The organism is Nonomuraea sp. KM88 (genome assembly GCF_052245635.1).
GTDB lineage: Bacteria > Actinomycetota > Actinomycetes > Streptosporangiales > Streptosporangiaceae > Nonomuraea.
In genome coordinates this window covers 752,221-775,036 of the sequence record NZ_JBQQCC010000003.1, presented here as the reverse complement: position 1 = coordinate 775,036, position 22,816 = coordinate 752,221, and the positions used below count along the sequence as shown (strand labels likewise).

The following is a 22,816-nucleotide window of genomic DNA, read 5'->3' as shown; positions in this document are numbered from 1 at the left end:
GATCGACTGGCTAGACACCGACGATCATCAGGGGTCGCGTTTGTCATCTCCGCACCGGGGCGCTCCTACTCGGCCACTCGACCCAGGGGTGCAGCAGTCTCATCAGCCGAGAACGCAACGGCCTTGCGATGCACACGCCCGCGTCGTGCATGACGGCACCGCCGCCGACATCCAGGCCCGGCGGATCGCGACTCTCCACGCGGCCTTCCTGGCCCATCCCGACCGGTTCCGCGGCCGACGCCCCTACCCGCCGGCACTACCGGCCAAGGTGTGGATCAACCAGCCACCCACCACGCTGCAGAACGACACTCCACCACAAACCACACAAGTAGTCTGACGTCTCATCCGGTTTGACAGGTTCCGTTCCTGGGGTACGGGTTTCGGGTGCGAAAGGTCCGGACGAAGCGGGGGAGCTACTTCTTCGGCTTCAATCCGGCTGTCAGCGACGAGGCCGCCAAACAGATCCGGGCGCAGATCCGCTCATGGCGGCTGCAACCTGCGCAGTGGAGCGACCCTGGAGCAGCTCGCCCGGGAGATCAACCCGGTCGTGCGGGGCTGGATCAACTACTACGGACGGTTTTATTCGTCCGCGTTGGACTTCAGCCTCAACCGCATCAACGACTATATGGTGCGGTGGCTCGTGCAGAAGTACAAGCGGTTTCGGCGCAAACGAGCCAAGGCGCGCGGCGCGCTGGGCAGCCACGCCAGGCTGTATCCCGGGCTCTTCGCTCACTGGAGGCTTATCAAGCCGTAACCGTGAACGGCTGGATGATGGGAGCCGTGTGATCGGAGACGATCAAGCACGGTTCTGAGAGAGCCGGGGGGGCTAGATTCCTCCCGGCTACTCGCTAAACGCGGTATTGGTGAGTAGGGCGGGTGGGACTTGAACCCACGACCCACGGATTATGAGTCCGATGCTCTGACCGGCTGAGCTACCGCCCCTGGATTCAGTTGTGTGACGTGCGGTGGGCGCCGAGAGGATCATGCCGCCGCCTCGCGCATGCTAAGGCTAGAGCATGGGAACCGCTTGTGGTGCCCGGCCGGACGGGAGACATCCCCGCACACATCATTCCACGCCCGGACGTGTCGGTGGAGCCTGAGGCGATCATATTCGGGTCCCGGCCGGGCCCTCCAGCACCGCGACCGCGGGCCGGGCGGGCATTCCCAGCAGGTACGCAGGTAAGCCCGGTACGGTCTGGGCGTGGTTGTCAGACTGATCTACGAGACCCACTCCACCACCGTGGACAACGAGACGGGCATCGCCACCGGATGGTTGCCGGGTGAGCTGTCGGCGCTCGGGCGTGCTCAGGCGGTGGAGCTGGGGGCGCGGCGGCGGAAGGTCGACGTCGTCTACTCGTCTGACCTGCGGCGGTCCGTGCAGACGGCGGAGATCGCCTTCGGGGACGGCAAGGAGCTCAGGCTCGACCGGCGGCTCAGGGAATGCGACTACGGGATCTACAACGGGCGGCCGGTGAACGAGGTGGCGGCGTTGCGGAGCAGGCACATCGACACCCCGTGGCCCGGCGGGCAGAGCTACCGGCAGGTGGTCGCCGAGACGGCGGCGTTCCTGCGGGACGTGATGGCGGAGTGGCAGGGGCGGACGGTGCTGGTGGTGGCGCACACCGCGAATCTCTGGGCGTTGCGGAACCTGCTGCACGGCACGTCGCTGGAGGATCTGGTCGGCTCTTTCGAGTGGCGGCCGGGGTGGGAGTTCGAGCTGGCCTAGAACGTTCGCGCCCGAGCGCCGGGGAGAGGGGGAGGGCCGGCGAATGTCGGGTGCTGCTCGGCACTCGCCGGCCCTCGGGTCTCAGGTGTCGGTGTCCGGCGCTCGCCGGCCCGCGGCCTCGGGGGTGGTGCTCACGGCCGGTTCAGGCCCAGCGTGTACGCGCCGGACCCGCTGTAGGCGTGCACGCGGTACCGGTAGTAGCCCGCGGTCCCGTTGTAGGTGATGGTCTCGTCGGCGTTCGGGCTGTCGCCGCTGGCCACCACGGTCCAGGAGAAGCCGTTCCACTTCTGCAGGTACACGTCGAAGTCCGTGCCGTCCGGCGCGTCCAGGCAGGCGGCGTGGGTGCCGGAGGTCGTGGCCTGGTAGTAGGAGCCGTTCGGCTGGTACGCGCTCTGGTTCCCGCTCAGCGATCCCGTGTAGGTGTCCTCGTAGCTCTGGCAGCCCTCCGGCGGGTCCGGGTCGCCGCCGGACGTGATCAGGGTGAGGCCGCCCACGGAGAGAAGTTCGCCGAGGGGCTGGAAGTACGTGGTGCCGCCGAAGCTGCAGTTCCCGGAGCCGCCTGAGGTCATGCCCTGGGCCTGGTCGCCGGAGATGAACGAGCCGCCCGAGTCGCCGCCTTCGGCGCACACGTTCGTCCGGGTCAGTCCGGACACGGTGCCCTCCGGGTAGTTGACGGTGGCGTTCAGCGCGGTGACGGTGCCGCAGTGCCACTGGGTGGTGGAGCCGGAGCGGCACACGGAGCCTTGGGGCTGGGTGACGGTCGAGCCGCGTACGGGGATGGTGCCGGCACTGTAGCCGTTGACCACGCCGGGCGCGGTCCAGTTGGAGTTCGTCGCCACCCAGGCGTAGTCGTTGCCCGGGAACGACGAGATCTGGAAGGTTCCCTGCGCGACCCGGTTGTACCCGGTGGTGGTGACGCCGGTGCCGCCGCAGTGGCCGGCCGTGGTGAAGCCGAGCTGGCTGCCGCGCCTGGCCGCGAAGCCGATCGAGCACCGGTAGCCTTCCGAGGTGTAGTACGCGTCGCCGCCGCGGATGTCGTAGAACGGGCGCGGGCGTTCGGTGGACCGTTCGAACTTCACGGTTTCCGCGTCCACGCCGCTGGAGGCGATCCACGATCGCGCCGCCGCTTCGTCGCTGGTCTGGACGACGACCGCGTTGTCCTGGGGCGAGACGGCCCAGCTGTGCACGGTGGCGGGCGGTGCGGCCTTGTCGAGGCTCTCCTTGGCCTGGGTGAGCTGGGCGAACGTACGGGTCACGATGCGTGCTCGCGCGCCCGCGCGGGTGATTTCGGCGGTGTCGGAGGGGTCGACGCTGGCGACGACGAGGGCGCTTTCGGCCCCTTCGTACCAGATGCCGGCGTAGTCGTCGCCGAGCCTCTTGCGCAGGGTGGGCGTCGCGGCATTGCCGCGGGACTCGTTGGCGAGGCGGTTGATCGCCTGTTCCTTGGTGATGCCGAGGTCACGCTGGATGGCGTCGACCACGCCGGAGGGGGGTTTCGCCGCTGCCGCTGGGGTCGCGGTCACGACCAAGGCGCCGATCGCGACGGCGATCAGCGCGGGGGCTCGGAGCATGGGGATCTCCTTGCTGCTGGGGGTGCCGTAAAGGTAACGGCGAACTCAGAAGCGGAGGAGTACTAGCTTGCCCCTATCGCGACGTTATGGAGCTGTTCCATATCCCGGGTTACGTACGAGCCAGTCGTTGTAGACCGGGCTCTTGCGTACGGCGTCCATGTGGGCCTGTTTCGCCTGCGCCGCCACCCAGGCGGCGTCGGGGGCGGTGGGGTGGCGGCCGAGGAGTTGCCGCCAGCGCAGCGGCGCGCCGGCCAGCGGCACCATGACCAGGCCCTGGGCGGGCTGGTGGGTGGCCTGGCACAACACCGCGGCGCGGCCGACCTGCGCGAGGTGCGTGCACGTCGGCACGTCCGTCTCGTAGATCGTGCCGGGCGTGAAACCGGCCCTGGCGCAGGCCATCGCGAAGCAGTCGGCGAAGCAGCCGTCTCCCGGCGTGACCGCCCACTGCTCCTCGGCGAGCTCGGCCAGCTCGATCTCTTTCTCCTTGGCGGCGGGATGGTTCTCGGCCACCAGGCAGAAGACGGGGTCGACGCTGATCGTCTCCCACAGCAGCGAGCCGGTGGGGGTGCCGGAGTCGCCGCAGGCGCCGGTCAGCACGTAGTCGAGGCGGCCGAGCTCGGCCATGCTGTTCAGCTCGTGCGCCGACCAGGAGGTGAACGTGCTGATCGTGCGCTCCGCGGCGAGGCGGTCGACCAGGCCGCCGAGTATGGGGCCGTTGGTGGAGCCGATGCGGAAGCCGGGGGAGGGAGCCTGGGCGAAACGCAGCGCTTCGTCCTGGAGTTCCTTGGCTGCGGGTAGCAGCACGCGCGCCCTGGCGAGCACCAGCTCGCCGAGCCGGGTGGGCCGGGCGCCGCGGCGGTCGCGCTCGAACAGGGCGCCGCCGAGCACCCTCTCGATGCGCTTGAGCTGGGCGGTGAGGGCCGGTTGTGCCAGCCCGAGCAGGGACGCGGCCTTGCTCACACTTCCCGCGTCCGCGACCGCGCGGACGATCCTGAGGTGCCTGAGCTCGAGGTCCATAACGGGAAGGTAAGGCGGCGATGTCTTACAAACAATGCCTAAATGTCAGGAAATGTGACAGATATTGTTGCTGGTCTTCCGGGGTAGAGGGAGCCCATGACGACGATGGGAATAGACGCGGGCGAGCTCAGCGACGACGATCTGCTTCGTGAGCTGCGGCAACTGCACGCCACCCGGAGTGAGACGTTCTTCCACGGGTCGGACGACGCTCTCGCGACGCACACGTCGCGTACCGACGAGCTGGAGACCGAATACCTCCGCCGTTACCCCGAGCGCGAGATCGATCCGATGCGGCTGAGGGAGGGAGCGAGGCAGCGATCATGACAGAAGGCCACGATGTCCAGTCCCTGTCGGACGTGGACATCCACGTGTACGAGGCGGTGGCCTCCGAGGCGGTGGAGCACGGAGGCGCGGGGCTCGCCAGGCTGGTACGGGCGACGGGCCTGGACGAGGACGACGTGCGGGAGAGCCTGACCACGCTGATCGAACACGGTCACGTGGTGCCCAAGGGCGAAGGGTACGCGCTGGGCCCGCACACGTTCGAGGTCGAGTACTGACAGGCCCCCACATCCTCCTCAGAGCCGGACGAGCCGGACGAGCCGGCAGCCCGGCGAAGTCGCCCGGCTCTCTGATCGAGCCCACCACGACCTCCACCGGCGGCCCGAGTCGCTCTCCGAGCGCGAGCACCGCGGAGATCTCTCCGCTTCCCGGCGACCCTGCAGGATCACCGGGAGGTTCGCCGCCACCGCGACGGACAACGCGTTCACCGAAAGCCTCTTGGCGTCACCTTAAGTTGATGCGTCTTTCGGGAGGTGGGCTGTCAGATCTCGAGCACGAGCTTGCCGGTGAAGTCGCCGCTCTCCATCAGCGCGTGTGCCTTGGCGGCCTCCGCCAGGGAGAACACCCGGTCCACGTGCGCGGCCAGCCGGCCGTCGGCCGCGAGGGCGGCGATCGCTCCCAGCGCCGCGTGGTCGGGCTCCACACTGAACTTGCCGAACCGCAGCCCGGCGCGCGCGTACGCCTCCATGTCGGACGTGGTCATCCCCGCCCCGCCGATGAACGCGCCCCCGGGACGCAGCACCGGCAGCGAACGGGCCGGGTAGTCCCCGCCCACCATGTCCAGCACGACGTCCACGTCCGAGACGGCTTCGGCGAAGTCCACGGCGGTGTAGTCGATCAGCTCGTCGGCCCCGAGCCCGCGCGCGAACGCGTGCTTCGCGCCGCGGGTGGTGCCGATCACGTACGCGCCCCGCAGCTTGGCGAGCTGGACGGCCAGGTGCCCGACCCCGCCCGCCGCGGCGTGGACGAGCACCCGCTGCCCGGGCGACACCTCCGCGATGTCCTCGAACGCCTGCCAGGCGGTCAGCGCCGCCATCGGCAGGGCCGCGGCCTGGACGTGGTCGATCTCGGCCGGTTTCCTGGCGAACTGCCGGGGCCTGGCGACCACGTACTCGGCGTACGCCCCGGCGTAGGAGGGGAAGTTGAGCATGCCGAACACCTCGTCGCCCGGCTTGAACCGGCCGACGTACTCGCCGGTCTCCTCGACCACGCCCGAAACGTCCCAGCCGGGAGTCAGCGGAAGCTCGGCGTAGTCCGGCGGGTACGGATTGCGGCGCAGCTTCCAGTCCGGCGGGTTGACGCCCGCCGCACGGACCCTGACCAGCACCTCATGCCGCAAGGGGACCGGCCGGGGAACTTGTGCGAGCTCCAGCACCTCGGGCTCGCCGAATGAGCGATAAACGATCGCATGCATGTCTGTCACAGCGGTAATGCTGGTCGCCCACGGTATCCCTTGTGAAGAAGGCACCTGTTTGGTATTGAGGTACCTCATGGATACCAGGTTCCCTGACCTCCGGCGGTTCGGCGGCGCTGACGCGTTCCTCCAGGCGTGCAAGCCCCGCACGGTGCTCGACATCTTCACCGGCAAGTGGGCGGGGCTCGTCATGGGCGCGCTGCTCGACGGCCCGAGGCGGTTCAGCGAGTTGCGCAGAATGCTCGACGGCATCACGCAGAAGATGTTGTCCCAGACGTTGCGCACCCTCGAACGCGACGGCCTGGTCACCCGCACCGTCTACCCGACGATCCCGCCCCGGGTCGACTACGAGCTCACCGCCCTGGGCCGCAGCGCCGTCGACGTCCTGCGGGCCATCGGCGTGTGGGCCGGCGAGCACGCCGACCAGGTGCTCGCCGCCCGCGAGGCCTACGACGAGCGGGCCAAGGAGCCGGTCGAGGCGGCGAGCGGAGCGTAGCCGAGGAGGTTCACACTAGCCGCACCGCCACCCGCCACCCCGGAACTCACCACATCACGTGGCGAGCGCGGTGATGGACCGAGGTGCGCGGGGGTCATAACGTCAAGAGGTGGACGTCGCCGACCTGAGTCCCGAGCAGGCGCGAGAGCGCTTCCGCGCCGGCGAGCGGGTGCCCACCGCGGGCTGGTGCCGGGGCTGGACGCAGGCCAACCTCATCGCCGTGCCCGAGCGGCTGGGCTACGACCTGCTGCTGTTCGCCCACCTCAACCCGCAGGCGTGCCCGGTCCTCGACGTGGGTGAGCCGGGGGCCTGGTCCACCCGCCTGTTCCCCGGGGACCTGCGTACCGACCTGCCCGGCTACCGGCTCTACCGCGACGGCGCGGCGGTCGCCGACCTCGACGACGTGGTGGCCGAGTGGCGCGACGACCTGGTGCCGTTCCTCATCGGCTGCAGCTTCACCTTCGAACGGGCGCTGCTGGCCGCCGGGGTGCCGGTGCGGCACCTGGAGCTGGGGACGAACGTGCCGATGTACGTCACCGGCATCCCCTGCCAGGCCGTCGGCAGCCTGTCCGGGCCGCTGGTCGTCTCGATGCGTCCGGTGCCGGAGGAACGGGTGAGGACCGCCGTCGAGGTGAGCGGCCGCTATCCGATGGTGCACGGCGGGCCCGTGCACGTGGGCGATCCCGCGGCGCTCGGGATCGGCGACCTGGCCAGCCCCGACTTCGGCGACCCCGTGGAGGTGCGGGCGGGGGAGACGCCGGTGTTCTGGGCGTGCGGCGTGACGCCCCAGGCGGCGGTGATGGCCAGCGGGGTCGAGTACGCGATCGGCCACCTGCCGGGGCACATGGCGATCATGGACGCGCGGGACGACGACTATCGGGTCGCCTCCTGATTTCCCTCCGTCCGCCATCGGGTGACCCCGTGATCTCCGGAACGCGAGGCCGATATCCCCGCCGCCGCGAGCTGTTCGGCGATCGGCGGCGCGCCCCGGCGGTTGTCGATCTCCAGGTGGGGCACGACGGGCGGCTCGTCCACCCGGATGTCGCGCAGGTAGGCGTCGAACGCCGCCAGCTTGCCCGCGTCGCGCGCGAACCCCCGGGCCGTGAGGCGCTCGCGCAGCGTCGCGCCGTCGGACCGGACCCACAGCAGCCGCACCGGCGGCCCGCCCAGCTCCGCCACCCACTCCGCCCACCGCGCCGCGTCGTGCACCTGCGTGGTGAACGGGCCGTCGAGCAGCACCGGGCAGCCGTGACCGCGGATCTGCCTGGCGGTCCTGGTCAGGCCGGCGTATTCGAAGCGCTTGACGTTCTCGTCGTACCAGGGGCCCTCGCGCTCGCCGTCGGGCCTGCCGTGGCCGCGCAGGACCCGCGCCACGAAGTCACCGTAGACGGTGTCCTTGTCGAGCAGGGCGGGCACCGGGTCGAGCCGGGCGAGCAGCGCGGCGGCCACCGAGGACTTGCCCGCGCCCGGCGGCCCGCTGACCACCCACACCGAAGCCATACGATCAGCTTAGGGGCGCACCGTACGGCTCTTCCGCGCCCCGTCCACACCCCACGAGATGATCTTGGTGGGAGTGATCCGGATGATCTCCCTCGAGAAGAACGCCACGGGGGGCTCGTGGTCCGTCAGGGCCTCGGCGGTGCCGCGGATCTCGATGCCCCGCGGCACCCAGGGATCCACCGTGGCCAGGTCGTCCACGACGAACGCGACCGTGCTGCCCGCCTGGATGTTCCTGAACTTCTTCGACTTCCCGAGGGCGTGCCCGCCGATGGTGATCGTTCCGGTGGCCGCGTCGACGAAGAACCCGGTCGGGCTGTTCTGCACCTGCCCGTCGGGCGCGACCGTGGCCAGGCGGCCGAGGTGCTGGGTGGACAGGTAGTCGAGTTCCGCTTGCGTGAAGATCATGCACATCAGTCTGCAACCTTGACATAGGTGGAGGTCAAGTAAGCCCAGAGGTCAGCCAGCGCAGCGGGTTGTCGTGGGTGATCAGGCGGAGGGTGTCCTCGCCGGTGCCCGCGTCGCGCAGGCGCGGCAGCAGGTCGTGGAAGAGGTGGGCGTAGCCGGGCCCGCCGTACTTGCGCGTCTGCGCCACCCGGCTCAGCCCGGTGCTGAGGAGGAGGCGGTCCGCGAGCCCGTCCTCGATCAGGCCGAGCGCGATCCTGGCCGCCTGGTCGGGGCCGTGCCGCCGGGCGAGCCCGAGAGTGCCGAGGCTCACGTACGCGCCCGCTTCGGCGATCTTCCTGGCGGCGGCCGGCTCGGCGCCCGCATAACCGACGGCGACCCGGGAACCCGGCAGGTTCTGGCCGAGCAGGATCTCCAGCACCGACAGGGCGTTCCTGCCGTGCGTGGCGACCGGCAGGCGCGAGCGGAGCGAGGCGCGGGCCGCGGCGACCAGGAACCGTTCCTCCCGGGGGGTGGGTTCGGCGCCCCAGCAGCCGACCTCGCCGATCACGCCGGGGAAGACGCCCGTGCCGTCCACGCCGCTGGAGATCTCCTCCATGAGCAGGCCGGTGAGCGCGTCCACGTCGGCGTCGCCGACGGTCGTGTACGGCTCGGCGAACAGGCCGGTCGAGGCGATCACGGCCACCCGGCTGCCCGCCGCGACCCTGGCCAGGGTGCCGGCGTCGCGGCCCATGCCCAGGCACGTCAGGTCGACCGCCAGGGAGAGCCCGCCGGACTGCCGCAGCTCGCGCAGCTCCGCGGTGACGGAGGGCTCCTCGTCGAGCCACCGGTGCGGGTCGGAGTCGATGCCGACCGCCCAGCGCATGTCGGTGCGCAGGTGTTCATGGGGGAGCACGGCGCCCTCGATGGAGGCCGCGCGTACAGGGCCGGTGACAGTGCGGAGCAATACGTCGGGCATAGCAGACATTAACCGATATTTGCCGGTGAGAGCCTGCTCTAGCAGGAGATTTTACCCGTTTGCGGGTTTGGTGATTTGCTAGCCGTCTGCAAGTGTGGCTGAGGGCAGCACCGTATCCTGGGGGGCACACCGACTGCCGGGGGGAAATGTGACGATTCAGAGCTCCGACACCGGCGACGCCGACGTGATCAAGCGGGGGGCCGCCGATCGGTCCGGCATGCCTGGTCGGCGCAGGGGGATCCACGGCTGGCTGGACGGCATCCGCTCGACCCGTACGGGCGCGCTGACGCTGAAGATCGTGGTCGGCGTGATCGGGACGGTCATGGTGGTCGGAGGGCTGATCATGGTGCCGTTCCCCGGGCCGGGGTGGCTGGTCGTTTTCGCCGGGCTGGCGGTGCTGGCCACGGAGTTCCACTGGGCGCACAAGCTGCTGGAGTTCGGCAAGCGCGTGTTGCACGCCTGGACGGAGTGGTACAAACGGCAGGGCTGGACGGTGCGCATCGTGGTGCTCGCCGTGACCCTGGCCGCAGCGGGTCTGATCGTCTATCTCGGCCTGCGCACGGTCGGCTTCGACGTCATCGGGTTCGCGCTGAACTACGTGCATACCTAGTCGGCATCACGCCGGAAAACCCGCGGATTCGTGCCTATTCTGCGGGCGTGATCGCCACCATCGCCATCGCGCTGTCCCTGACGTTTCCCACCCCCATCGCGGCGTCGCCCACGCCGGCCGCGTCCCTGCCCGCACCGGCAGCCGTACGGGCAGACCTGGAGCTTCCCGGCACAGGCGGCATGAAATATCGCGAAAAAGCGGGCGATCCCGTACGGCTCACGGCCTACGGCCTCGGCACCCGGGACACCTATCTGAGATCCGCCACCGGCAACGCCTTCGCCCGGCAGAAGACCCTCTCCGAGGTGTCGGTCTCGCCCGGCGGACGGCTGGCGGCGGGGGTGCCCAGGGCGTACCGATCCGGCCACGACGCGCTCCTCGTCACCGACCGCGCCACCGGCGAGACCACCACGATCCGCACGGTCAAGAAACCCATGACCGCCTCCTACGCCTCCTGGTCCCGCGACGGCAGGAAGGTCGCGCTCACGGTCGAGCAGAAGGTGAGCGGCACGTGGCGGGTGCTCGGCTTCGCGGTCGTGGACGTGGCCGCCAAGACCGCCCGCACGGTCAGGATCGCGGGCCTGAGCGCGAACGCCGGCTTCTGGTGGAGCCCCGACGGCCGGCTCGTGTCCAGGCACGGCGCCGGCCTGCGCGTCTATCGGGCGTCCGACGGCGCGGTCATGCGCACGTACGCGGACGCGGGCCCGCCGACCGGCCCTGAGGACGCCTTCTCCCCATCCGGCAAGCGGCTGGCCACGTGGTGCCCCGAGCGTTTCCGGGAGCAGCTCTGCCTGATCGACTCCGCCACGGGAAAGGTCGCCGCACGGGTCGGCGCGGCGCCGCGCGCGGTGTGGGGCTGGTGGGACGACGAGCACGTCATCGGCGTCCTCGCGCACGAGGACGCCTATCGCCTGGCGGTGCTCGACCTCAAGGGCAAGGTCACCCGCGTGCTGGCCGACGTGCCCGCGAGGACGTGGGACGCCGACCTCTGGCTCTCCTTCGTCAGGACGTCGCCGGCGTCATAGATAGAGGCCGGTGCCGTGGTCGGTCTCCTGGGTGGCCACCGCGTGCAGGTCGCGCTCGCGCATCACCAGGTAGACCCGCGCGTGCACCTCGACCTCGGACTGGTCCTCCGGGTTGAACAGTACCTTGTCGCCGACCTTGACCGAGCGCACGTTCGTGCCGACGCCGCAGACCTCGCCCCAGGCCAGGCGGTTGGCCATCTTGACCGTCGCGGGGATGACGATCCCGGAGCCGCTGCGCCGCTCCCCGGCCTCCTGCTCCATGCTGATCATGACCCGGTCGTGCAGCATCTGAATCTCGAACTTGGGCTCTTCCACAGGCCCAAGTTTACGATCCGCCGGACGCCCGATTTCCAGGTCGGCCGCCGCCCGCCACGGGGGCGCTTACCGGGGCGCCCGGATCGTGGCAGGATCACGTCATGATCATGGCCTTCGGGACCGGTTGGCAATGGCTCAACCCTCCCCGCGAATGGACCGCCGACGACGGCTTGAGGCTCTTCTGCGATCCCGCCACCGACATGTGGCGCCGGACCCACTACGGCTACACCTACGACAGCGCCCACATGTTCGGCCGCACCCTGCCCGGCGACCTGCTGCTCTCCGTCACGTTCACCGGTGACTACGCCGAGCAGTACGACCAGGCGGGCGCCGTGCTGCGGATCGACGAGCAGCACTGGATCAAGGCCGGCGTGGAATACGTCGACGGCGGCTTCCACCTCAGCACGGTCGTGACCAGGGAGTTCTCCGACTGGTCGGTGCTCCCGCTCGGACGCGCGGCGCAGCGGGTGACGGTCACGCTCGAGCGCGCAGGCGACGCGGTCACCGTGCGTTACGGTCTCGACGGCGACCCGCCGGAGACCATGCTCCGCCTGGCGCACTTCCCGCCGGGCCGGCCCGCGATGGCCGGCGCCATGGCCGCCGCCCCCGCGGGCAAGGGCTTCGCCGTGCGCTTCAGCGACGTGCGGGCCGAGGGCTGCTGAACGCCGCCCGCGGACGAACACCCCGAACGAGGCAACACGGGCGGCATGCGACAATGCAGCGTGCACGACGTAGAAGCCCGCGTACTCGACGCCATCGACACGGCGGAGACGGTCAACCTGCTGGCGGAAGCCGTCAGGGTCCCCAGCGTCACCGGCACCGACGCCGAGTCCGACCTGCAGCACCACTACGCCCGCCTGCTCGCCGGCACGGGCATGGACGTGGACGTGTGGAAGCTGGACCTCGCCGAGCTCGGCGACCGCCCCGGTTTCCCCGGCACCGAGGCCCCGCGAACCGAGGGGTACGGCGTCGTGGCCGTGACCGAGGGGGAGGGCGTCCCCGCGCTGGCGCTCCAAGGTCACGTCGACGTGGTCCCCACCGGCGACCTCGCCAAGTGGGAGGGCAGCGACCCGTTCGCCGCCAGGATCAGCGGTGACGTGCTGCACGGCAGGGGCGCGTGCGACATGAAGGCCGGGCTCGTCGCCAACCTGGCCGTGGCCAGGGCGATCCACCGGGCCGGGATCCGGCTGGTCAGGCCGCTGGCCGTGCACTGCGTGATCAGCGAGGAGGACGGCGGGCTGGGCGCGTTCGCCACCCTGGCCAGGGGTCACACGGCCGAGGCCGCGGTCATCAGCGAGCCGACCAGCGGCGCGGTCATCACCGCCAACGCGGGCGCGCTGACGTTCCGGCTGGAGATCGCCGGGCTGGCCGCCCACGGCGCCACCCGCCAGGAGGGCGTCAACGCGGTCGAGGTGTTCTGGCCGGTGTTCGAGGCGATCAGGCGGCTGGAGGCGGCGCGCAACAACGACGTGCCCGGGCTGTTCCGCGGCACCGCGCTGCCGTACCCGATCGAGATCGGCACCGTGCGCGCGGGAGACTGGGCCAGCACCGTGCCCGACCTGCTGGTCGCGGAGGGGCGGCTCGGGGTGCGGCTGGACGAGGACCCGGCCGCGGCGCGGGCGGTGTTCGAGGAGACGGTCGCGCAGGTCGCGCACCCCTGGCTGCGGGCCAACCCGCCGGTGGTGACGTGGCCGGGCGGGCAGTTCGCCAGCGGCCGGCTGCCCGCGGGGCACGAGCTGCTCGGCGAGGTGAGCCGGGCGGTCGCCGACACGACGGGCGCCGTGCCGGTGGAGTCGGCGGCGCCGTACGGCAGCGACCTGCGTCTCTACGCGGCGGGCGGCATCCCGACGCTGCACTACGGACCCGGAGACGTGCGGTTCGCGCACGCCCCCAGGGAGCAGGTCGCGCTGGGCGAGCTGCTGGACGTCACGCGCGCGCTGGCCCTGCTCGCGGTGCGCCGCTGCGGAGCGCGCTGACCCCCGGCGGGGCTAGCCGAGCGGGCGGGCCTTCTTCAGGTTGGCCACCAGCTCCTCGAGGAACGCCGCATAGCCCTGGTAGCTGAAGGGCACCTCCGCGCGCCACGGGTAGAACTGGCCAGCCTCGACCGCGGGCAGCTTGGCGAAGGTGGGCTTCTTCAGCATCTCCTCCGGCTTGAGCGACTGGGTGCGCGTGTCGTAGAGGATCACGTCGGCGTCGTAGGTGTCGGCGTTCTCCCAGCTCAAGGTCTGGAAGAAGCCGCCGTCGTCCACCTTCGACGGCGTGACGACGTCGAGCCCGGCCGCAGTGAGGTGCACGATGTCCGGATATTCGGGCGGGTTGACCACCCACATCTGGTCGGGGCCGCCGGACATCATGAGGATCTTGAGTTCCTTGGACCGCGCGAGCTCCTCGGTGGCGGCCTCCATGCGGGCCTTGGCCTCGGGCACGCCCGACATGTCCGCGCCGAGCGACGTGGCCAGCTCCTCGTACGTGCCGATCACCTCGGTGGCGCTCCTGCCGGTGAGCATGATGCCCGCGGTCGGGGCGACCTGCTCGACGGTGTCCTTGGACTTCTCGGGCACGTACCAGAGGGTGCCCTTGACGTACATGCTGCTGACCAGGAGTTCGGGCTGGAGGGAGATGTACTTCTCGACGTTGAACTCGTCCCACACGTTGCCCAGGCCCTCGACCTTGGTGATGTCGACGTTGCCGACCTGCGGGTCCTTGGTGCCGTCCTTGAGCTTGTGCGGGCCGAAGACGGCGATAGGGCGCACGCCGAAGTCCCACAGAGCCGCGGCCGAGCCCACCTGGGCGACGATCCTGGCAGGTGGCCGGGCCAGCTTCAGCTTCTTGCCGCGGTCGTCGGTGAACGACCAGCCCTGGCCGGCCGGCGCGGAGGAGCCCGCCGCGGTGGGGGCCGTCTCCGTGCCGCCTCCGCACGCCGCGAGTGTCAGGGCCGCCGCGAGGCCTGCCGTGGCCGACAGGAAACCCCTGCGCGGCAGTACGGGTCCCGACATCTGCATCTCCTCCGTGGTTGGGCTTGCCTTGTTTACAGGCCATTAGATTAGCCTTGCCTAAGTTTGACTGCTACGAGAGGGGGCCGGGTGCGTCCGGCTGAAGACACGGCCGTACCGGTCGCCGGGGCCGGTGAGGAGGCGAGCGCCGCCCGCGACCGCAAAGGGCGGCCCGCGATCCTGGCCACCGGGCTGGTCGTCGCGGTGGGGGTGCTCGCACTGATGGCGATGGCCAGCGTGGCGCTGGGAGCGCGCGGCGTGTCGTTCGGCACCGTGATCGACGCCTTCCTGGCCCCCGACGGTTCCAACGACCACACGGTCATCCGCGAGCTGCGCGTCCCGCGCACGCTGCTCGGCATCGGCGTGGGCGCCACCCTGGGGCTGGCGGGCGCGCTCATGCAGAGCCTGACCCGCAACCCGCTCGCCGACCCCGGGCTCCTGGGCATCAACGAAGGCGCCGCGCTCGGCGTCACGCTGGCGCTCGGCCTGTTCGGGCTCTCCGACCCCGCCGTCTACGTGTGGTTCGCGTTCGGCGGGGCGGCGCTGGCCTCCGCCGCCGTCTACGCCCTCGCCTCCTCCGGCCGCTCGGGCTCCAGCCCGGTACGCCTGACGCTCGCGGGCGTCGCGTTCGGCATGGTGTGCACGGCGATCGCCTCGGCCATCCTGCGCATGGACTCCCAGACCTTCGACCGCATGCGGTTCTGGCTGACCGGCTCGCTGGCCGGGCAGACGGCCGACACGCTGGCGCGGCTGGCGCCGTTCATGGCCGCCGGCCTGGTGCTCGGCCTGATGCTGGCCCGGCCGCTCAACACGCTCGCCCTCGGCGACGACGCGGGCAGGGCGCTCGGCGTCGCCGTCAACCGCACCAGGATCCTCACCGGGGTCGCCGTCACGCTGCTGTGCGGCGCGGCCACCGCCGCCGCGGGGCCGCTGTGGTTCGTCGGGCTGATCGTGCCGCACGCCGTGCGCGCGGTGGTGGGGCCCGACCAGCGGTGGGTGCTGCCGTACTCGGCGCTGGCCGCGCCCGTGCTGCTGCTGGCCGCCGACGTGGCGGGCCGGCTCATCGCGCGGCCGGGAGAGGTCCAGGTGGGCATCGTGTGGGCGGTGATCGGCGCGCCGATCTTCATCATGCTGGCCAGGCGGAGGCGGGTGGCGGCGCTGTGACCATCCGCGTCGGATCCTGGTCCGTACGGCTCGCGCCCCGCGCCCTGCTCGTCGGCGCCGCGCTGGTCGTGCTCGCCTGCGCGGTGAGCGTGGCGGCCCTGGCGACGGGCGAGTACACGGTGCCCGTACCGGAAATCGTCACCGCGGTCTTCGGCCAGGGCACGCCCGTCGCCGAGCTGATCGTCGGCAAGCTCCGCGCCCCGCGGGTGGTGACGGGGCTGCTGGTGGGGGCGGCGTTCGGGCTGAGCGGCGCGATCTTCCAGAGCCTCACCAGGAACCCGCTGGGCAGCCCCGACTTCATCGGCTTCACGGCCGGGGCGTCGACCGGCGGCATCATCGCGGTGGTCGCCGGCGGCTCCGCCATGACGATCGCCGGCGGCGCCCTGGCGGGGTGCGTGGTCACCGCCGTGCTGGTCTACGCGCTGGCCTACCGGGGCGGCGTGCAGGGCTACCGGCTGGTGCTGGTCGGCATCGGGGCGAACGCGTTGCTGCTCGCGGTCAACTCGTACCTGCTGACCCGGGCGAACATCAACGACGCCGCCACCGCGGGCGCCTGGCTGACGGGCAGCCTGAGCGGGCGCGGCTGGGACCACGCGGGGCCCGTGGCGCTGGCGCTGGCCGTGCTGCTGCCCGTGAGCGCGTACGTGTCGCGGCCCATGCGGATGATCGAGATGGGTGACGACGCGGCCAGGGCCATGGGGATCAGGGTCGAGGCCGTGCGCGCGGTGGCCATCGCCGCGGGGGTGCTGCTGTCCGGGGTGGCCACGGCCGCGGCGGGCCCCGTCATCTTCGTCGCGCTCGCCGCGCCCCAGCTCGCCCGGCGGCTCACCCGCTCGCCGGGCGTGACGATGGGCACCTCGGCGCTGACCGGCGCCGTCCTGCTGACCGCCGCCGACCTGGCCGCGCAGCGGCTGCTGGCGCCCACGCAGCTGCCCGTCGGCGTGCTGACCGCCGCCATCGGCGGCACCTACCTCGTCCTGCTCCTGCGAAAGGACCGCCACTGATGGCCACCGCCCCGGCGAAAGGATCTCCGCTGATGGCCTCCCGCCTGTCCGGCACCAGCCTCACCCTCGCGTACGACCAGCGCGTCGTGGCCACGGGCCTGAACGTGTCGATCCCCGACGAGTCCTTCACCGTGATCATCGGTCCGAACGCCTGCGGCAAGTCCACCCTGCTACGGGCGCTGGCCAGGATGCTCAAGCCCAGGACGGGCGCCGTGCACCTCGACGGGAGCGTCATCACCTCTCTGCCGTCGAAGGAGGTGGCCAGGCGGCTCGGCCTGCTGCCGCAGACCTCGATCGTGCCCGACGGCATCACCGTGGCCGACCTGGTGGCCCGCGGCCGCTACCCGCACCAGGGGCTCATGCGGCAGTGGTCGAAGGCCGACGAGAGGGCGGTGACCGAGGCCATGCGCGCCACAGACGTGACCGAGCTAGGCGACCGGATCGTGGACGAGCTGTCGGGAGGCCAGCGGCAGCGGGTGTGGCTGGCCATGGCGCTGGCGCAGGAGACGCCGATCCTGCTGCTGGACGAGCCGACCACGTTCCTGGACATCTCCCACCAGATCGAGGTGCTCGACCTCTGCGCCGACCTGCACGAGGCCGGGCGGACCATGGTGGCCGTGCTGCACGACCTGAACCAGGCCTGCCGCTACGCGACCCACCTGATCGTGATGCGCGGCGGCGAGATCGTCGCCGAGGGGGAGCCGGGCGACGTCGTCACGCCGGAGCTGGTGCGGCAGGTGTTCGACCTGCGCTGCGAGATCATCCAGGACCCGCAGACGGCCACGCCGCTGATCGTCCCGGAGGCCCGCCGCCGCGTCACCGCCTCCGCCTGACAGGCGCCATCGGCCGCCGCCTCCACCAGGCGCGCCGCCTTTCGCCACCGCCTCTGCACCGCCTCTGCCCGGCGCGCCTGCGGCCGCAGGGCGCGCACCGTCAGTGCGCGCCTCTGACCTCGACGATCTCGGCAAGGGGGAACTCCAGGTAGTCGCCCGCCTCCTCGCACCACGCGTCGAGCGCGCCGCCCTTGAGCTCGCCGTGGCTGATCGTGGCGGTCAGCCCGTCGGTGAGGGTGATGCCGGCGCGCACGCCGCGGTCGACCACGAAGCCGAGCAACGACTGCTGGGCCGTCGGCAGCCTGGTGGCCATCCGGCCGATGACCGCCCAGGTGCGGCCGCTCGAGCCGCCGTCGGCCCGGCTGGCGACGATCAGGCGGCGGGCGTGCTCGAAGGGGTCGGGCGGCGGCTCGGCCAGCATGTAGGGGGGCGCTTCGAGTTCGGTGATGCCGGTGAAGTCGGACAGCTCGGCCACCTGGCCGCCGGGCAGCAGGATCAGCTTGCCGTTGTGCGGCTCGTCCAGGTGGGTGGACCCGGCCCGGTGGATGGTGATCTCGCCGGTGTCGGCCACGGGCACGGGGGAGTAGCCGACCTCGCGCAGCGCGGCGAGGGTGCGCTCGGCGGGCGCGGCGCTGACGAGCACCGTGGGGGCGAGCAGCCGCAGGCCCAGCTTGCCCAGCCGCCGGTGGGCGGCGATCTCGGCCAGCAGCGTCGGGTCGGCGGCCTGGACGACGCAGCCGACCGTGGTGACCGTCACCTCGCCGTGCCGGCGCGCGGTGTCGCGCACGAGGTATTCCAGCGGCTGGGGGATGGTGCCGACCCCGGCCAGCTCGTCGAGCAGCTCGTCGGGCTCGTGGCCGCGGTCGAGCGCGCGGCGCACGCTCTCCGTGGTGAACCGCCACACCGAGGCGGCGCCCCGCGACTCGCGCTCGGCGGTCCGGTCGAGCAGCTCCGCCAGCTCGGCCGACGGCGGGCCGGTCACGACCGCGGTGAGGTCGGGGCCGAACAGGGCGCTCCTGCGGACGCTCGCCAGCGCCCTCGTGGCCGCCTCGGACAGCACCGGGTCGTGCTCGACCATGGGCACGGCGGCGTCGTTCTCGTCGCCCGGCCTGGCGGTCAGGCCCGCCAGCGCGCGGCCCAGGTCGGTGAGCGCGTTGTTGGCCAGCAGCCCCAGCAGCCTGGCCTCGTCGAGCACGGCGGGGGCGCACTCCCGCAGCAACTCCAAATCGATCAGCGGCGCGTGCCAGTGCACGCTGCCCATGAGGCTGTCGCGGCCGGCGAACGCCGTGCCGGCGGGCAGATGGGCCAGCACCGACAGCACGGCCCGGCGAACCCTGGCCACCGCGCTGCCGGTGGGGTCGTCGCCGAGCACGGTGCCGTACTTGCCGTCGACCCTGCGCAGCGACGAGCGCTCCATGCGCCACCACGCCGACAGCAGCACCCTGAGCCTGGCCGAGCCCTCGTCGAGCCGCCACCGGTCGTAGCGTTCGGTGGGGATCATGCCGCCGGACTGCTCGTCCCAGGCCAGCAGCCTGGCGACCGCGCAGATCTCCAGCAGCAGCCGCGTCTCGTCCTCGTCGCAGCCGGTCTCCTTGGCGATCCTGCGCACCTCGCGCACGCCCACGCCGCCGGTCTTGAGCAGCGGCAGCGGCGTCTTCGCGGTGTTGTCCAGCAGGGCCGCGCACCGCTCCACCACGTGCGGCGCGGCCAGCGTCATCAGGTGGTCGACCTCTTCGGGGTCGACCGGGATGGTGGCCACCTCGGGCGACTCGGGCATGTAGGGCGGGTGGTAGCCAGGGCCGCGCAGGCAGATCGCCACCTCGCGGGGGATCTCGGCGACGTGCCAGCTCGGCCGGAACAACAAGCCGTGGTCGGCGCACCACTTCTCCGGCGTGCCGGGGATGACGAAGCGGCCTCCGTCGACGTTGAGCGTGGGGCCCTCCCACGCGAACCGGTCGAGCAGCGGGACGGTGCCCTTGGGGGCCTCGGGCAACATCGCCCGCACCCGCTCGCCGTCGCCGAGCGCCTCGGTGACGCGGGCGATCGCGCGGCGTTTGTTGCCCTGCGCGGGCAGGCCGAGGTTGCGGGCCAGCGCGTGCAGCGCGTCGTTGCTGATCGTCCAGGAGTTGAGGTAGTGGTCGAGCGGCTCGCCCAGGCTCAGCGGCGCCGACCACCAGCGCGTCACGCCCTCGGCCAGATGGATCACGCCGTCGTCGCCGGGCCAGGCCAGCGCGTGGTCGTAGAGGTGTTCGAGCCAGGGGGTCACGTCGTCGACCCGGGCGTCGACGAATGTCGCCAGCCGGTCGGCCGTGGGACGGCTCATGGCCAGGGCCACCTCGGCCAGTTGCAGGCAGGGGAGCGGGAGCCTTCGCAGGGTCTCCATGACGGCGAAGCCGTTGCCCAGTCGCTGGGCCAGGGTGTCGAGCCGCCGGGGCCAGGGCGCGGCGATGGCGTCAGGCCTGTTGGCCAGGACGCGGCCGAGCCGGTCTTCCTCTAGTGTTCGCAGCCAGCCGAGCAGGTGATCTTCCATCTGTCAGCACTCTCATGGGGTCGCGCGCAAGGGACTCACCGTGAGCCATGACCATCCACGGTAATGCAGATCACCCCCGGTCAGGAGAGGACTGCCCAGACGATCTTTCCGTGAGGTGCGAGTGCGGACCAGCCCCAGCGGAGGCTGAGTGATTCGACGATGTGGAGTCCGAGGCCACCGGTGTCAAGGGGGCCAGGGTATCGCAGCACCGGCACCGATGACCCTGGATCGGTGAACGCGCTGGTCACGAGCGGCCCGCGGCGCACCAGGGACATGTGGACGGCGCGTTCGCGGCGTGGGTCGTCGAGGCAGAGGCCGTGGCGGAGGGCGTTGGTGGCCAGCTCGGAGACCACCAGTTCCATGTTCTCGATGAGTTCGGTCAGCCCCCAGCCGGTCAGGACGCCGGCGCCGAAGCTGCGGGCCGAGTGGACCGAGGAGGCGGTGGGCGGCAGCACGAACGTGGCGCTCGTCGACGGGCCAGGGGCCAGCAGATCGCGGGCCGCCTCCGGCCACCAGCCGACCGGAGGCCACCAATCGAACGTCGTCCACTGGCCGGGCGCCGTGGTGGATTGCACGTAGATCATTCTGCGTCAAACTCTCGTGCAACTGCAAGAGCGAATGCACGTGCAGACTACGCGTGCACGCGCTACGGTTTCCCAAAAGGTCAATATGGGGGAAAGGGGATCTTGTCCGCGGCCCATGATCTTTGGGCTGTGAAGTGACAGACTGAGTCGCAAGGAAACGACCAAGGAGCGGCACGTGTCCATTGATCCGCCCGGTTCCGGCTCGACCGTTCGGCGCATCATGCTGGGGGCGAGTCTCAGGCGCCTGCGTGAAACCAGCGGCCTGGACCGTGCTCAGGCCGGATTTCACATCCGGGCGTCCGAGTCCAAGATCAGCCGCATGGAGCTCGGGCGCGTCGGCTTCAAGACACGTGACGTGGAAGACCTGCTCACCCTGTACGGCGTCGTCGACGATGCCGAGCGCCGTGCCCTACTGGAAATGGTTCGCGAGGCCAACACCCCCGGGTGGTGGCACAAGTACTCGGCGGAGTTGCCGACGTGGTTCACCACGTACGTGGGCTTGGAGGAGGCCGCCAGCGTGATCCGCACTTATGAGGTGCAGTTCGTGCCGGGCCTGCTGCAGACGGCCGCGTACGCGCGTTCGGTCTTCCAGCTCGGCAACCCCGATGCGAGTCTGGAGAGAATCGAGCGCCGCGTGCACATGCGCATGCAACGCCAGGAGCGCTTCACGCAGAAGGACGGGCCCCGGCTGTGGGCCGTCGTCGACGAAGCGGCGCTCAAGAGGACCATCGGCGGGCGGGAGGTCATGGCCGAGCAGCTCCAGCATCTGCTGGAAGTCGCTGCCCTTCCCAACATCACCCTTCAGGTGATGCCCTTCAGGTTCGGCAAACATGCCGCTGAAGGGGGCGCGTTCAGCATCTTGCGGTTTCCCGAGTCCGACTTGTCGGACGTTGTCTACGTCGAGCAGCTCTGGGGTGCCCTGTACCTGGACAAGCGTGAGGACATCGATCCGTATCTCACGGCAATGGAGCAACTGTGCGTGGAGAGCACCACGCCAGGGGGCACCGTCGAGCTCATCGGCGGTCTTCTCAGAAAGATGTAGATGAACCAGACCTACAACGGCATGCCCGCGGCGGACCTGACCCAGGTCGCCTGGCGCAAGAGCCACTACAGCAACTCGCAGGGCAACTGCGTGGAGCTCGCGGAGCTTCCCGACGGAGGGATCGCGGTGCGCAACTCGCGTTTCCCCGACGGCCCTGCCCTCATCTATACCCGCGACGAGATCCGGGCCCTGGTGCTCGGGGTGAAGGACGGAGAGTTCGACGGACTGCTCGTGTAACACCGTGTTCACCTGCGGCTCGCCCGCTTAACGGGGGCGAGCCGGAGGTGTAACCGCCCCGCCTCCCGCCGGGGTGAGGATCGGGGTCATGCTCGACCAGATGACGTGGTACCCGATCGCCGACGACGTGTTGTTCGCGCCGGGCGGCAAGGTCGTGATCCGCACCTACGGCGTGGCTCCCGCCACCGCGGGCGCCTCCGTCTCCTACCGGACCTGGGTGACCGGCATCCGCGACCAGCCGCGGTACTGGCACTGGGGCCATTTCGAGGACGCCGCCGCCGGGCACCGCAGGGTCCTGGAGTGGCTCACCGGGCGCGGCCCGCGACCTTCCCCGGAGCCGGCCGACGGCGAGCCGGGCGCGGTCAGGACGCCGGGAGGCAGCCGGCCGGGGCGTTCCACGTCATGAGCACCGGCTCGGCGTGCTCGAAGCCGAGCCGCGAGTACGTGCCCGTGTCGAGCCTGAACAGCCGCCCCTCCGCGGGGCCGAGCCCCAGCCAGCGGGCGGCCAGGACGCGCAGGAAGTGGCCGTGCGCCACCAGCGCCACCCGTCCCCGCGCGGCGCGCGCCCGTTCGATCACCCGGTCGGCGCGGGCGGCGACCTCCGCGGCGCTCTCCCCCGGGTGCTCGGCGTCGCCGGGGATCACGCCGTCGCGCCACAGGTACCACCCGGGGCGGCTCTCGCGGATCTCGGGCGTGGTGATGCCCTCGTAGCCGCCGTAGTCCCACTCCCACAGGTCGGCGTCCACCCGGTAGCCGTCGAGCCCGGCCAGGTCCGCCGTGCGCCGCGCGCGCTGGGCGGGCGAGACCAGCACGAGGCCGAACTCGCGCCCCTTGACCAGCGGCGCCAGCGCCCTGGCCTGCTCCTCGCCGTCGCCGGTCAGCGGCAGGTCGGTGCGGCCGGTGTGCTTGCCTGCCTGGCTCCACTCTGTCGCGCCGTGCCGGAGCAGCAACATCTCGTCCATGCTGTCCATCATCCGGTACGGCTTGTCGCGGCCCGGCGCCAGGTGGCGAGCGCGCGCAGGCACGGTTGTGACGTCCGGATATAGCGGCGCGCGTCGT

At 71.1% G+C, this 22,816-nt stretch carries 28 protein-coding genes and 1 tRNA gene; 17 read left to right on the top strand and 12 right to left on the bottom strand.

Features of this window, described 5'->3' with window-relative positions; genetic code table 11:
- Window positions 1-145 precede the first annotated feature (145 nt).
- Both ACTWPV_RS13290 and ACTWPV_RS13285 read left to right on the top strand, forming a co-directional pair.
- Window positions 146-337: a hypothetical protein gene (locus ACTWPV_RS13290; RefSeq protein ID WP_443151969.1), complete on the top strand. Its 192-nt coding sequence runs from the start codon at window positions 146-148 to the stop codon at window positions 335-337.
- Between the two features lie 6 nt (window positions 338-343).
- Entirely contained in the window at window positions 344-754 is a 411-nt protein-coding gene (locus ACTWPV_RS13285; protein ID WP_443151984.1) for a group II intron maturase-specific domain-containing protein, read from the top strand.
- Between the two features lie 114 nt (window positions 755-868).
- Here the strand turns inward: ACTWPV_RS13285 and ACTWPV_RS13280 are convergent.
- Window positions 869-942: transfer RNA gene (locus tag ACTWPV_RS13280), tRNA-Ile, on the bottom strand.
- A 259-nt stretch (window positions 943-1,201) separates the two neighbouring features.
- Between ACTWPV_RS13280 and ACTWPV_RS13275 the strand changes: the two genes are divergently transcribed.
- Complete coding sequence (locus tag ACTWPV_RS13275; RefSeq protein WP_347642470.1) at window positions 1,202-1,726, top strand: histidine phosphatase family protein; 525 nt, start codon at window positions 1,202-1,204, stop codon at window positions 1,724-1,726.
- Window positions 1,727-1,857: 131 nt separating this feature from the next.
- On the opposite strand, the gene ACTWPV_RS13270 is transcribed toward ACTWPV_RS13275, so the two are convergent.
- Together ACTWPV_RS13270 and ACTWPV_RS13265 are read right to left on the bottom strand one after the other, a co-directional pair.
- Window positions 1,858-3,297, bottom strand: a complete 1,440-nt coding sequence (locus ACTWPV_RS13270; RefSeq protein ID WP_443151968.1) for a S1 family peptidase — start codon at window positions 3,295-3,297, stop codon at window positions 1,858-1,860.
- An 84-nt stretch (window positions 3,298-3,381) separates the two neighbouring features.
- Window positions 3,382-4,314: a LysR family transcriptional regulator gene (locus ACTWPV_RS13265; RefSeq protein ID WP_347642472.1), complete on the bottom strand. Its 933-nt coding sequence runs from the start codon at window positions 4,312-4,314 to the stop codon at window positions 3,382-3,384.
- Between the two features lie 96 nt (window positions 4,315-4,410).
- Here ACTWPV_RS13265 and ACTWPV_RS13260 point away from each other — a divergent pair, with 96 nt between their 5' ends.
- The gene (locus ACTWPV_RS13260) at window positions 4,411-4,638 is read left to right on the top strand and encodes a DUF6158 family protein (protein WP_347642473.1); all 228 of its coding nucleotides are present in this window, start codon (window positions 4,411-4,413) and stop codon (window positions 4,636-4,638) included.
- A complete protein-coding gene (locus ACTWPV_RS13255) occupies window positions 4,635-4,871 on the top strand; it encodes a hypothetical protein (RefSeq protein WP_443151967.1) in 237 nt (78 codons plus the stop codon). The genes ACTWPV_RS13260 and ACTWPV_RS13255 overlap by 4 nt, the downstream gene beginning before the upstream one ends.
- 263 nt (window positions 4,872-5,134) lie before the next feature.
- Here the strand turns inward: ACTWPV_RS13255 and ACTWPV_RS13250 are convergent, their stop codons facing one another.
- On the bottom strand, window positions 5,135-6,067 hold the full coding sequence (locus ACTWPV_RS13250) for an NADP-dependent oxidoreductase (protein ID WP_443151983.1): 933 nt from the start codon (window positions 6,065-6,067) through the stop codon (window positions 5,135-5,137).
- A 76-nt stretch (window positions 6,068-6,143) separates the two neighbouring features.
- On the opposite strand from ACTWPV_RS13250, the gene ACTWPV_RS13245 reads away from it, so the two are divergent.
- Window positions 6,144-6,563, top strand: coding sequence for a winged helix-turn-helix transcriptional regulator (locus ACTWPV_RS13245; protein ID WP_443151966.1), 420 nt, complete (start codon window positions 6,144-6,146; stop codon window positions 6,561-6,563).
- Window positions 6,564-6,672: 109 nt separating this feature from the next.
- On the top strand, window positions 6,673-7,455 hold the full coding sequence (locus ACTWPV_RS13240) for a putative hydro-lyase (RefSeq protein ID WP_443151965.1): 783 nt from the start codon (window positions 6,673-6,675) through the stop codon (window positions 7,453-7,455).
- On the opposite strand, the gene ACTWPV_RS13235 is transcribed toward ACTWPV_RS13240, so the two are convergent.
- From ACTWPV_RS13235 to ACTWPV_RS13225, 3 genes are read right to left on the bottom strand one after another with little or no spacing between them, the layout of a single operon-like run.
- A complete protein-coding gene (locus ACTWPV_RS13235) occupies window positions 7,437-8,063 on the bottom strand; it encodes an AAA family ATPase (protein ID WP_443151964.1) in 627 nt (208 codons plus the stop codon). The two genes, ACTWPV_RS13240 and ACTWPV_RS13235, sit on opposite strands and share 19 nt — an antisense overlap.
- A 9-nt stretch (window positions 8,064-8,072) precedes the next feature.
- Window positions 8,073-8,468, bottom strand: a complete 396-nt coding sequence (locus tag ACTWPV_RS13230) for a PPOX class F420-dependent oxidoreductase (protein WP_347642477.1) — start codon at window positions 8,466-8,468, stop codon at window positions 8,073-8,075.
- A 34-nt stretch (window positions 8,469-8,502) separates the two neighbouring features.
- A complete protein-coding gene (locus tag ACTWPV_RS13225; RefSeq protein ID WP_443151963.1) occupies window positions 8,503-9,423 on the bottom strand; it encodes a phosphotriesterase family protein in 921 nt (306 codons plus the stop codon).
- Window positions 9,424-9,571: 148 nt separating this feature from the next.
- On the opposite strand from ACTWPV_RS13225, the gene ACTWPV_RS13220 reads away from it, so the two are divergent.
- Both ACTWPV_RS13220 and ACTWPV_RS13215 read left to right on the top strand, forming a co-directional pair.
- The gene (locus ACTWPV_RS13220) at window positions 9,572-10,033 is read left to right on the top strand and encodes a TIGR02611 family protein (protein WP_443151962.1); all 462 of its coding nucleotides are present in this window, start codon (window positions 9,572-9,574) and stop codon (window positions 10,031-10,033) included.
- Window positions 10,034-10,080: 47 nt separating this feature from the next.
- Window positions 10,081-11,055, top strand: coding sequence for a TolB family protein (locus ACTWPV_RS13215; RefSeq protein ID WP_443151961.1), 975 nt, complete (start codon window positions 10,081-10,083; stop codon window positions 11,053-11,055).
- Here the strand turns inward: ACTWPV_RS13215 and ACTWPV_RS13210 are convergent.
- Window positions 11,050-11,370 (bottom strand): GroES family chaperonin, encoded by a 321-nt coding sequence (locus ACTWPV_RS13210; protein ID WP_181958388.1) that lies wholly within the window; start codon window positions 11,368-11,370, stop codon window positions 11,050-11,052. The genes ACTWPV_RS13215 and ACTWPV_RS13210 overlap by 6 nt on opposite strands.
- 101 nt (window positions 11,371-11,471) lie before the next feature.
- Here ACTWPV_RS13210 and ACTWPV_RS13205 point away from each other — a divergent pair, with 101 nt between their 5' ends.
- Both ACTWPV_RS13205 and ACTWPV_RS13200 read left to right on the top strand, forming a co-directional pair.
- Window positions 11,472-12,032, top strand: a complete 561-nt coding sequence (locus ACTWPV_RS13205) for a DUF1349 domain-containing protein (RefSeq protein ID WP_443151960.1) — start codon at window positions 11,472-11,474, stop codon at window positions 12,030-12,032.
- Window positions 12,033-12,092: 60 nt separating this feature from the next.
- Complete coding sequence (locus ACTWPV_RS13200) at window positions 12,093-13,346, top strand: ArgE/DapE family deacylase (RefSeq protein WP_443151959.1); 1,254 nt, start codon at window positions 12,093-12,095, stop codon at window positions 13,344-13,346.
- Window positions 13,347-13,358: 12 nt separating this feature from the next.
- Here ACTWPV_RS13200 and ACTWPV_RS13195 read toward each other — a convergent pair whose 3' ends face one another.
- Entirely contained in the window at window positions 13,359-14,366 is a 1,008-nt protein-coding gene (locus ACTWPV_RS13195; protein ID WP_443151958.1) for an ABC transporter substrate-binding protein, read from the bottom strand.
- An 87-nt stretch (window positions 14,367-14,453) separates the two neighbouring features.
- On the opposite strand from ACTWPV_RS13195, the gene ACTWPV_RS13190 reads away from it, so the two are divergent.
- Genes ACTWPV_RS13190 through ACTWPV_RS13180 form a run of 3 tightly spaced genes read left to right on the top strand, consistent with a single transcriptional unit; the run spans window position 14,454 to window position 17,364 of the window.
- Window positions 14,454-15,527, top strand: coding sequence for a FecCD family ABC transporter permease (locus ACTWPV_RS13190; protein WP_443151957.1), 1,074 nt, complete (start codon window positions 14,454-14,456; stop codon window positions 15,525-15,527).
- Window positions 15,524-16,531, top strand: coding sequence for a FecCD family ABC transporter permease (locus ACTWPV_RS13185; protein WP_443151956.1), 1,008 nt, complete (start codon window positions 15,524-15,526; stop codon window positions 16,529-16,531). The genes ACTWPV_RS13190 and ACTWPV_RS13185 overlap by 4 nt, the downstream gene beginning before the upstream one ends.
- A gap of 32 nt (window positions 16,532-16,563) precedes the next feature.
- Window positions 16,564-17,364: an ABC transporter ATP-binding protein gene (locus ACTWPV_RS13180; protein WP_443151955.1), complete on the top strand. Its 801-nt coding sequence runs from the start codon at window positions 16,564-16,566 to the stop codon at window positions 17,362-17,364.
- A 100-nt stretch (window positions 17,365-17,464) separates the two neighbouring features.
- On the opposite strand, the gene ACTWPV_RS13175 is transcribed toward ACTWPV_RS13180, so the two are convergent.
- Together ACTWPV_RS13175 and ACTWPV_RS13170 are read right to left on the bottom strand one after the other, a co-directional pair.
- Window positions 17,465-19,894 carry a helicase-associated domain-containing protein gene (locus ACTWPV_RS13175; RefSeq protein WP_443151954.1) on the bottom strand — a complete coding sequence of 810 codons (2,430 nt, stop codon included), beginning with the start codon at window positions 19,892-19,894 and terminating at the stop codon, window positions 17,465-17,467.
- 80 nt (window positions 19,895-19,974) lie between these two features.
- Complete coding sequence (locus tag ACTWPV_RS13170; protein WP_132605034.1) at window positions 19,975-20,478, bottom strand: ATP-binding protein; 504 nt, start codon at window positions 20,476-20,478, stop codon at window positions 19,975-19,977.
- 220 nt (window positions 20,479-20,698) lie between these two features.
- Between ACTWPV_RS13170 and ACTWPV_RS13165 the strand changes: the two genes are divergently transcribed.
- From ACTWPV_RS13165 to ACTWPV_RS13155, 3 genes are all read left to right on the top strand, one after another.
- Window positions 20,699-21,520, top strand: coding sequence for a helix-turn-helix domain-containing protein (locus ACTWPV_RS13165; RefSeq protein ID WP_443151982.1), 822 nt, complete (start codon window positions 20,699-20,701; stop codon window positions 21,518-21,520).
- Window positions 21,521-21,757 (top strand): DUF397 domain-containing protein, encoded by a 237-nt coding sequence (locus ACTWPV_RS13160; protein WP_347776197.1) that lies wholly within the window; start codon window positions 21,521-21,523, stop codon window positions 21,755-21,757.
- Window positions 21,758-21,845: 88 nt separating this feature from the next.
- Window positions 21,846-22,163, top strand: coding sequence for a hypothetical protein (locus tag ACTWPV_RS13155; RefSeq protein WP_443151953.1), 318 nt, complete (start codon window positions 21,846-21,848; stop codon window positions 22,161-22,163).
- Here the strand turns inward: ACTWPV_RS13155 and ACTWPV_RS13150 are convergent.
- Complete coding sequence (locus ACTWPV_RS13150) at window positions 22,120-22,719, bottom strand: histidine phosphatase family protein (RefSeq protein ID WP_443151981.1); 600 nt, start codon at window positions 22,717-22,719, stop codon at window positions 22,120-22,122. The two genes, ACTWPV_RS13155 and ACTWPV_RS13150, sit on opposite strands and share 44 nt — an antisense overlap.
- Window positions 22,720-22,816: the final 97 nt, after the last annotated feature.

What these genes read in the sequence shown, in the direction of transcription:
- ACTWPV_RS13270 (WP_443151968.1), bottom strand. Translation starts at nt 3,297, where the DNA reads ATGCTCCGAGCCCCCGCGCTGATCGCCGTCGCGATCGGCGCCTTGGTC.
- ACTWPV_RS13265 (WP_347642472.1), bottom strand. Translation starts at nt 4,314, where the DNA reads ATGGACCTCGAGCTCAGGCACCTCAGGATCGTCCGCGCGGTCGCGGAC.
- ACTWPV_RS13260 (WP_347642473.1), top strand. Translation starts at nt 4,411, where the DNA reads ATGACGACGATGGGAATAGACGCGGGCGAGCTCAGCGACGACGATCTG.
- ACTWPV_RS13255 (WP_443151967.1), top strand. Translation starts at nt 4,635, where the DNA reads ATGACAGAAGGCCACGATGTCCAGTCCCTGTCGGACGTGGACATCCAC.
- ACTWPV_RS13250 (WP_443151983.1), bottom strand. Translation starts at nt 6,067, where the DNA reads ATGCATGCGATCGTTTATCGCTCATTCGGCGAGCCCGAGGTGCTGGAG.
- ACTWPV_RS13245 (WP_443151966.1), top strand. Translation starts at nt 6,144, where the DNA reads ATGGATACCAGGTTCCCTGACCTCCGGCGGTTCGGCGGCGCTGACGCG.
- ACTWPV_RS13235 (WP_443151964.1), bottom strand. Translation starts at nt 8,063, where the DNA reads ATGGCTTCGGTGTGGGTGGTCAGCGGGCCGCCGGGCGCGGGCAAGTCC.
- ACTWPV_RS13230 (WP_347642477.1), bottom strand. Translation starts at nt 8,468, where the DNA reads ATGATCTTCACGCAAGCGGAACTCGACTACCTGTCCACCCAGCACCTC.
- ACTWPV_RS13225 (WP_443151963.1), bottom strand. Translation starts at nt 9,423, where the DNA reads ATGCCCGACGTATTGCTCCGCACTGTCACCGGCCCTGTACGCGCGGCC.
- ACTWPV_RS13205 (WP_443151960.1), top strand. Translation starts at nt 11,472, where the DNA reads ATGATCATGGCCTTCGGGACCGGTTGGCAATGGCTCAACCCTCCCCGC.
- ACTWPV_RS13195 (WP_443151958.1), bottom strand. Translation starts at nt 14,366, where the DNA reads ATGTCGGGACCCGTACTGCCGCGCAGGGGTTTCCTGTCGGCCACGGCA.
- ACTWPV_RS13180 (WP_443151955.1), top strand. Translation starts at nt 16,564, where the DNA reads ATGGCCTCCCGCCTGTCCGGCACCAGCCTCACCCTCGCGTACGACCAG.
- ACTWPV_RS13175 (WP_443151954.1), bottom strand. Translation starts at nt 19,894, where the DNA reads ATGGAAGATCACCTGCTCGGCTGGCTGCGAACACTAGAGGAAGACCGG.
- ACTWPV_RS13170 (WP_132605034.1), bottom strand. Translation starts at nt 20,478, where the DNA reads ATGATCTACGTGCAATCCACCACGGCGCCCGGCCAGTGGACGACGTTC.
- ACTWPV_RS13165 (WP_443151982.1), top strand. Translation starts at nt 20,699, where the DNA reads ATGCTGGGGGCGAGTCTCAGGCGCCTGCGTGAAACCAGCGGCCTGGAC.
- ACTWPV_RS13160 (WP_347776197.1), top strand. Translation starts at nt 21,521, where the DNA reads ATGAACCAGACCTACAACGGCATGCCCGCGGCGGACCTGACCCAGGTC.
- ACTWPV_RS13155 (WP_443151953.1), top strand. Translation starts at nt 21,846, where the DNA reads ATGCTCGACCAGATGACGTGGTACCCGATCGCCGACGACGTGTTGTTC.
- ACTWPV_RS13150 (WP_443151981.1), bottom strand. Translation starts at nt 22,719, where the DNA reads ATGGACGAGATGTTGCTGCTCCGGCACGGCGCGACAGAGTGGAGCCAG.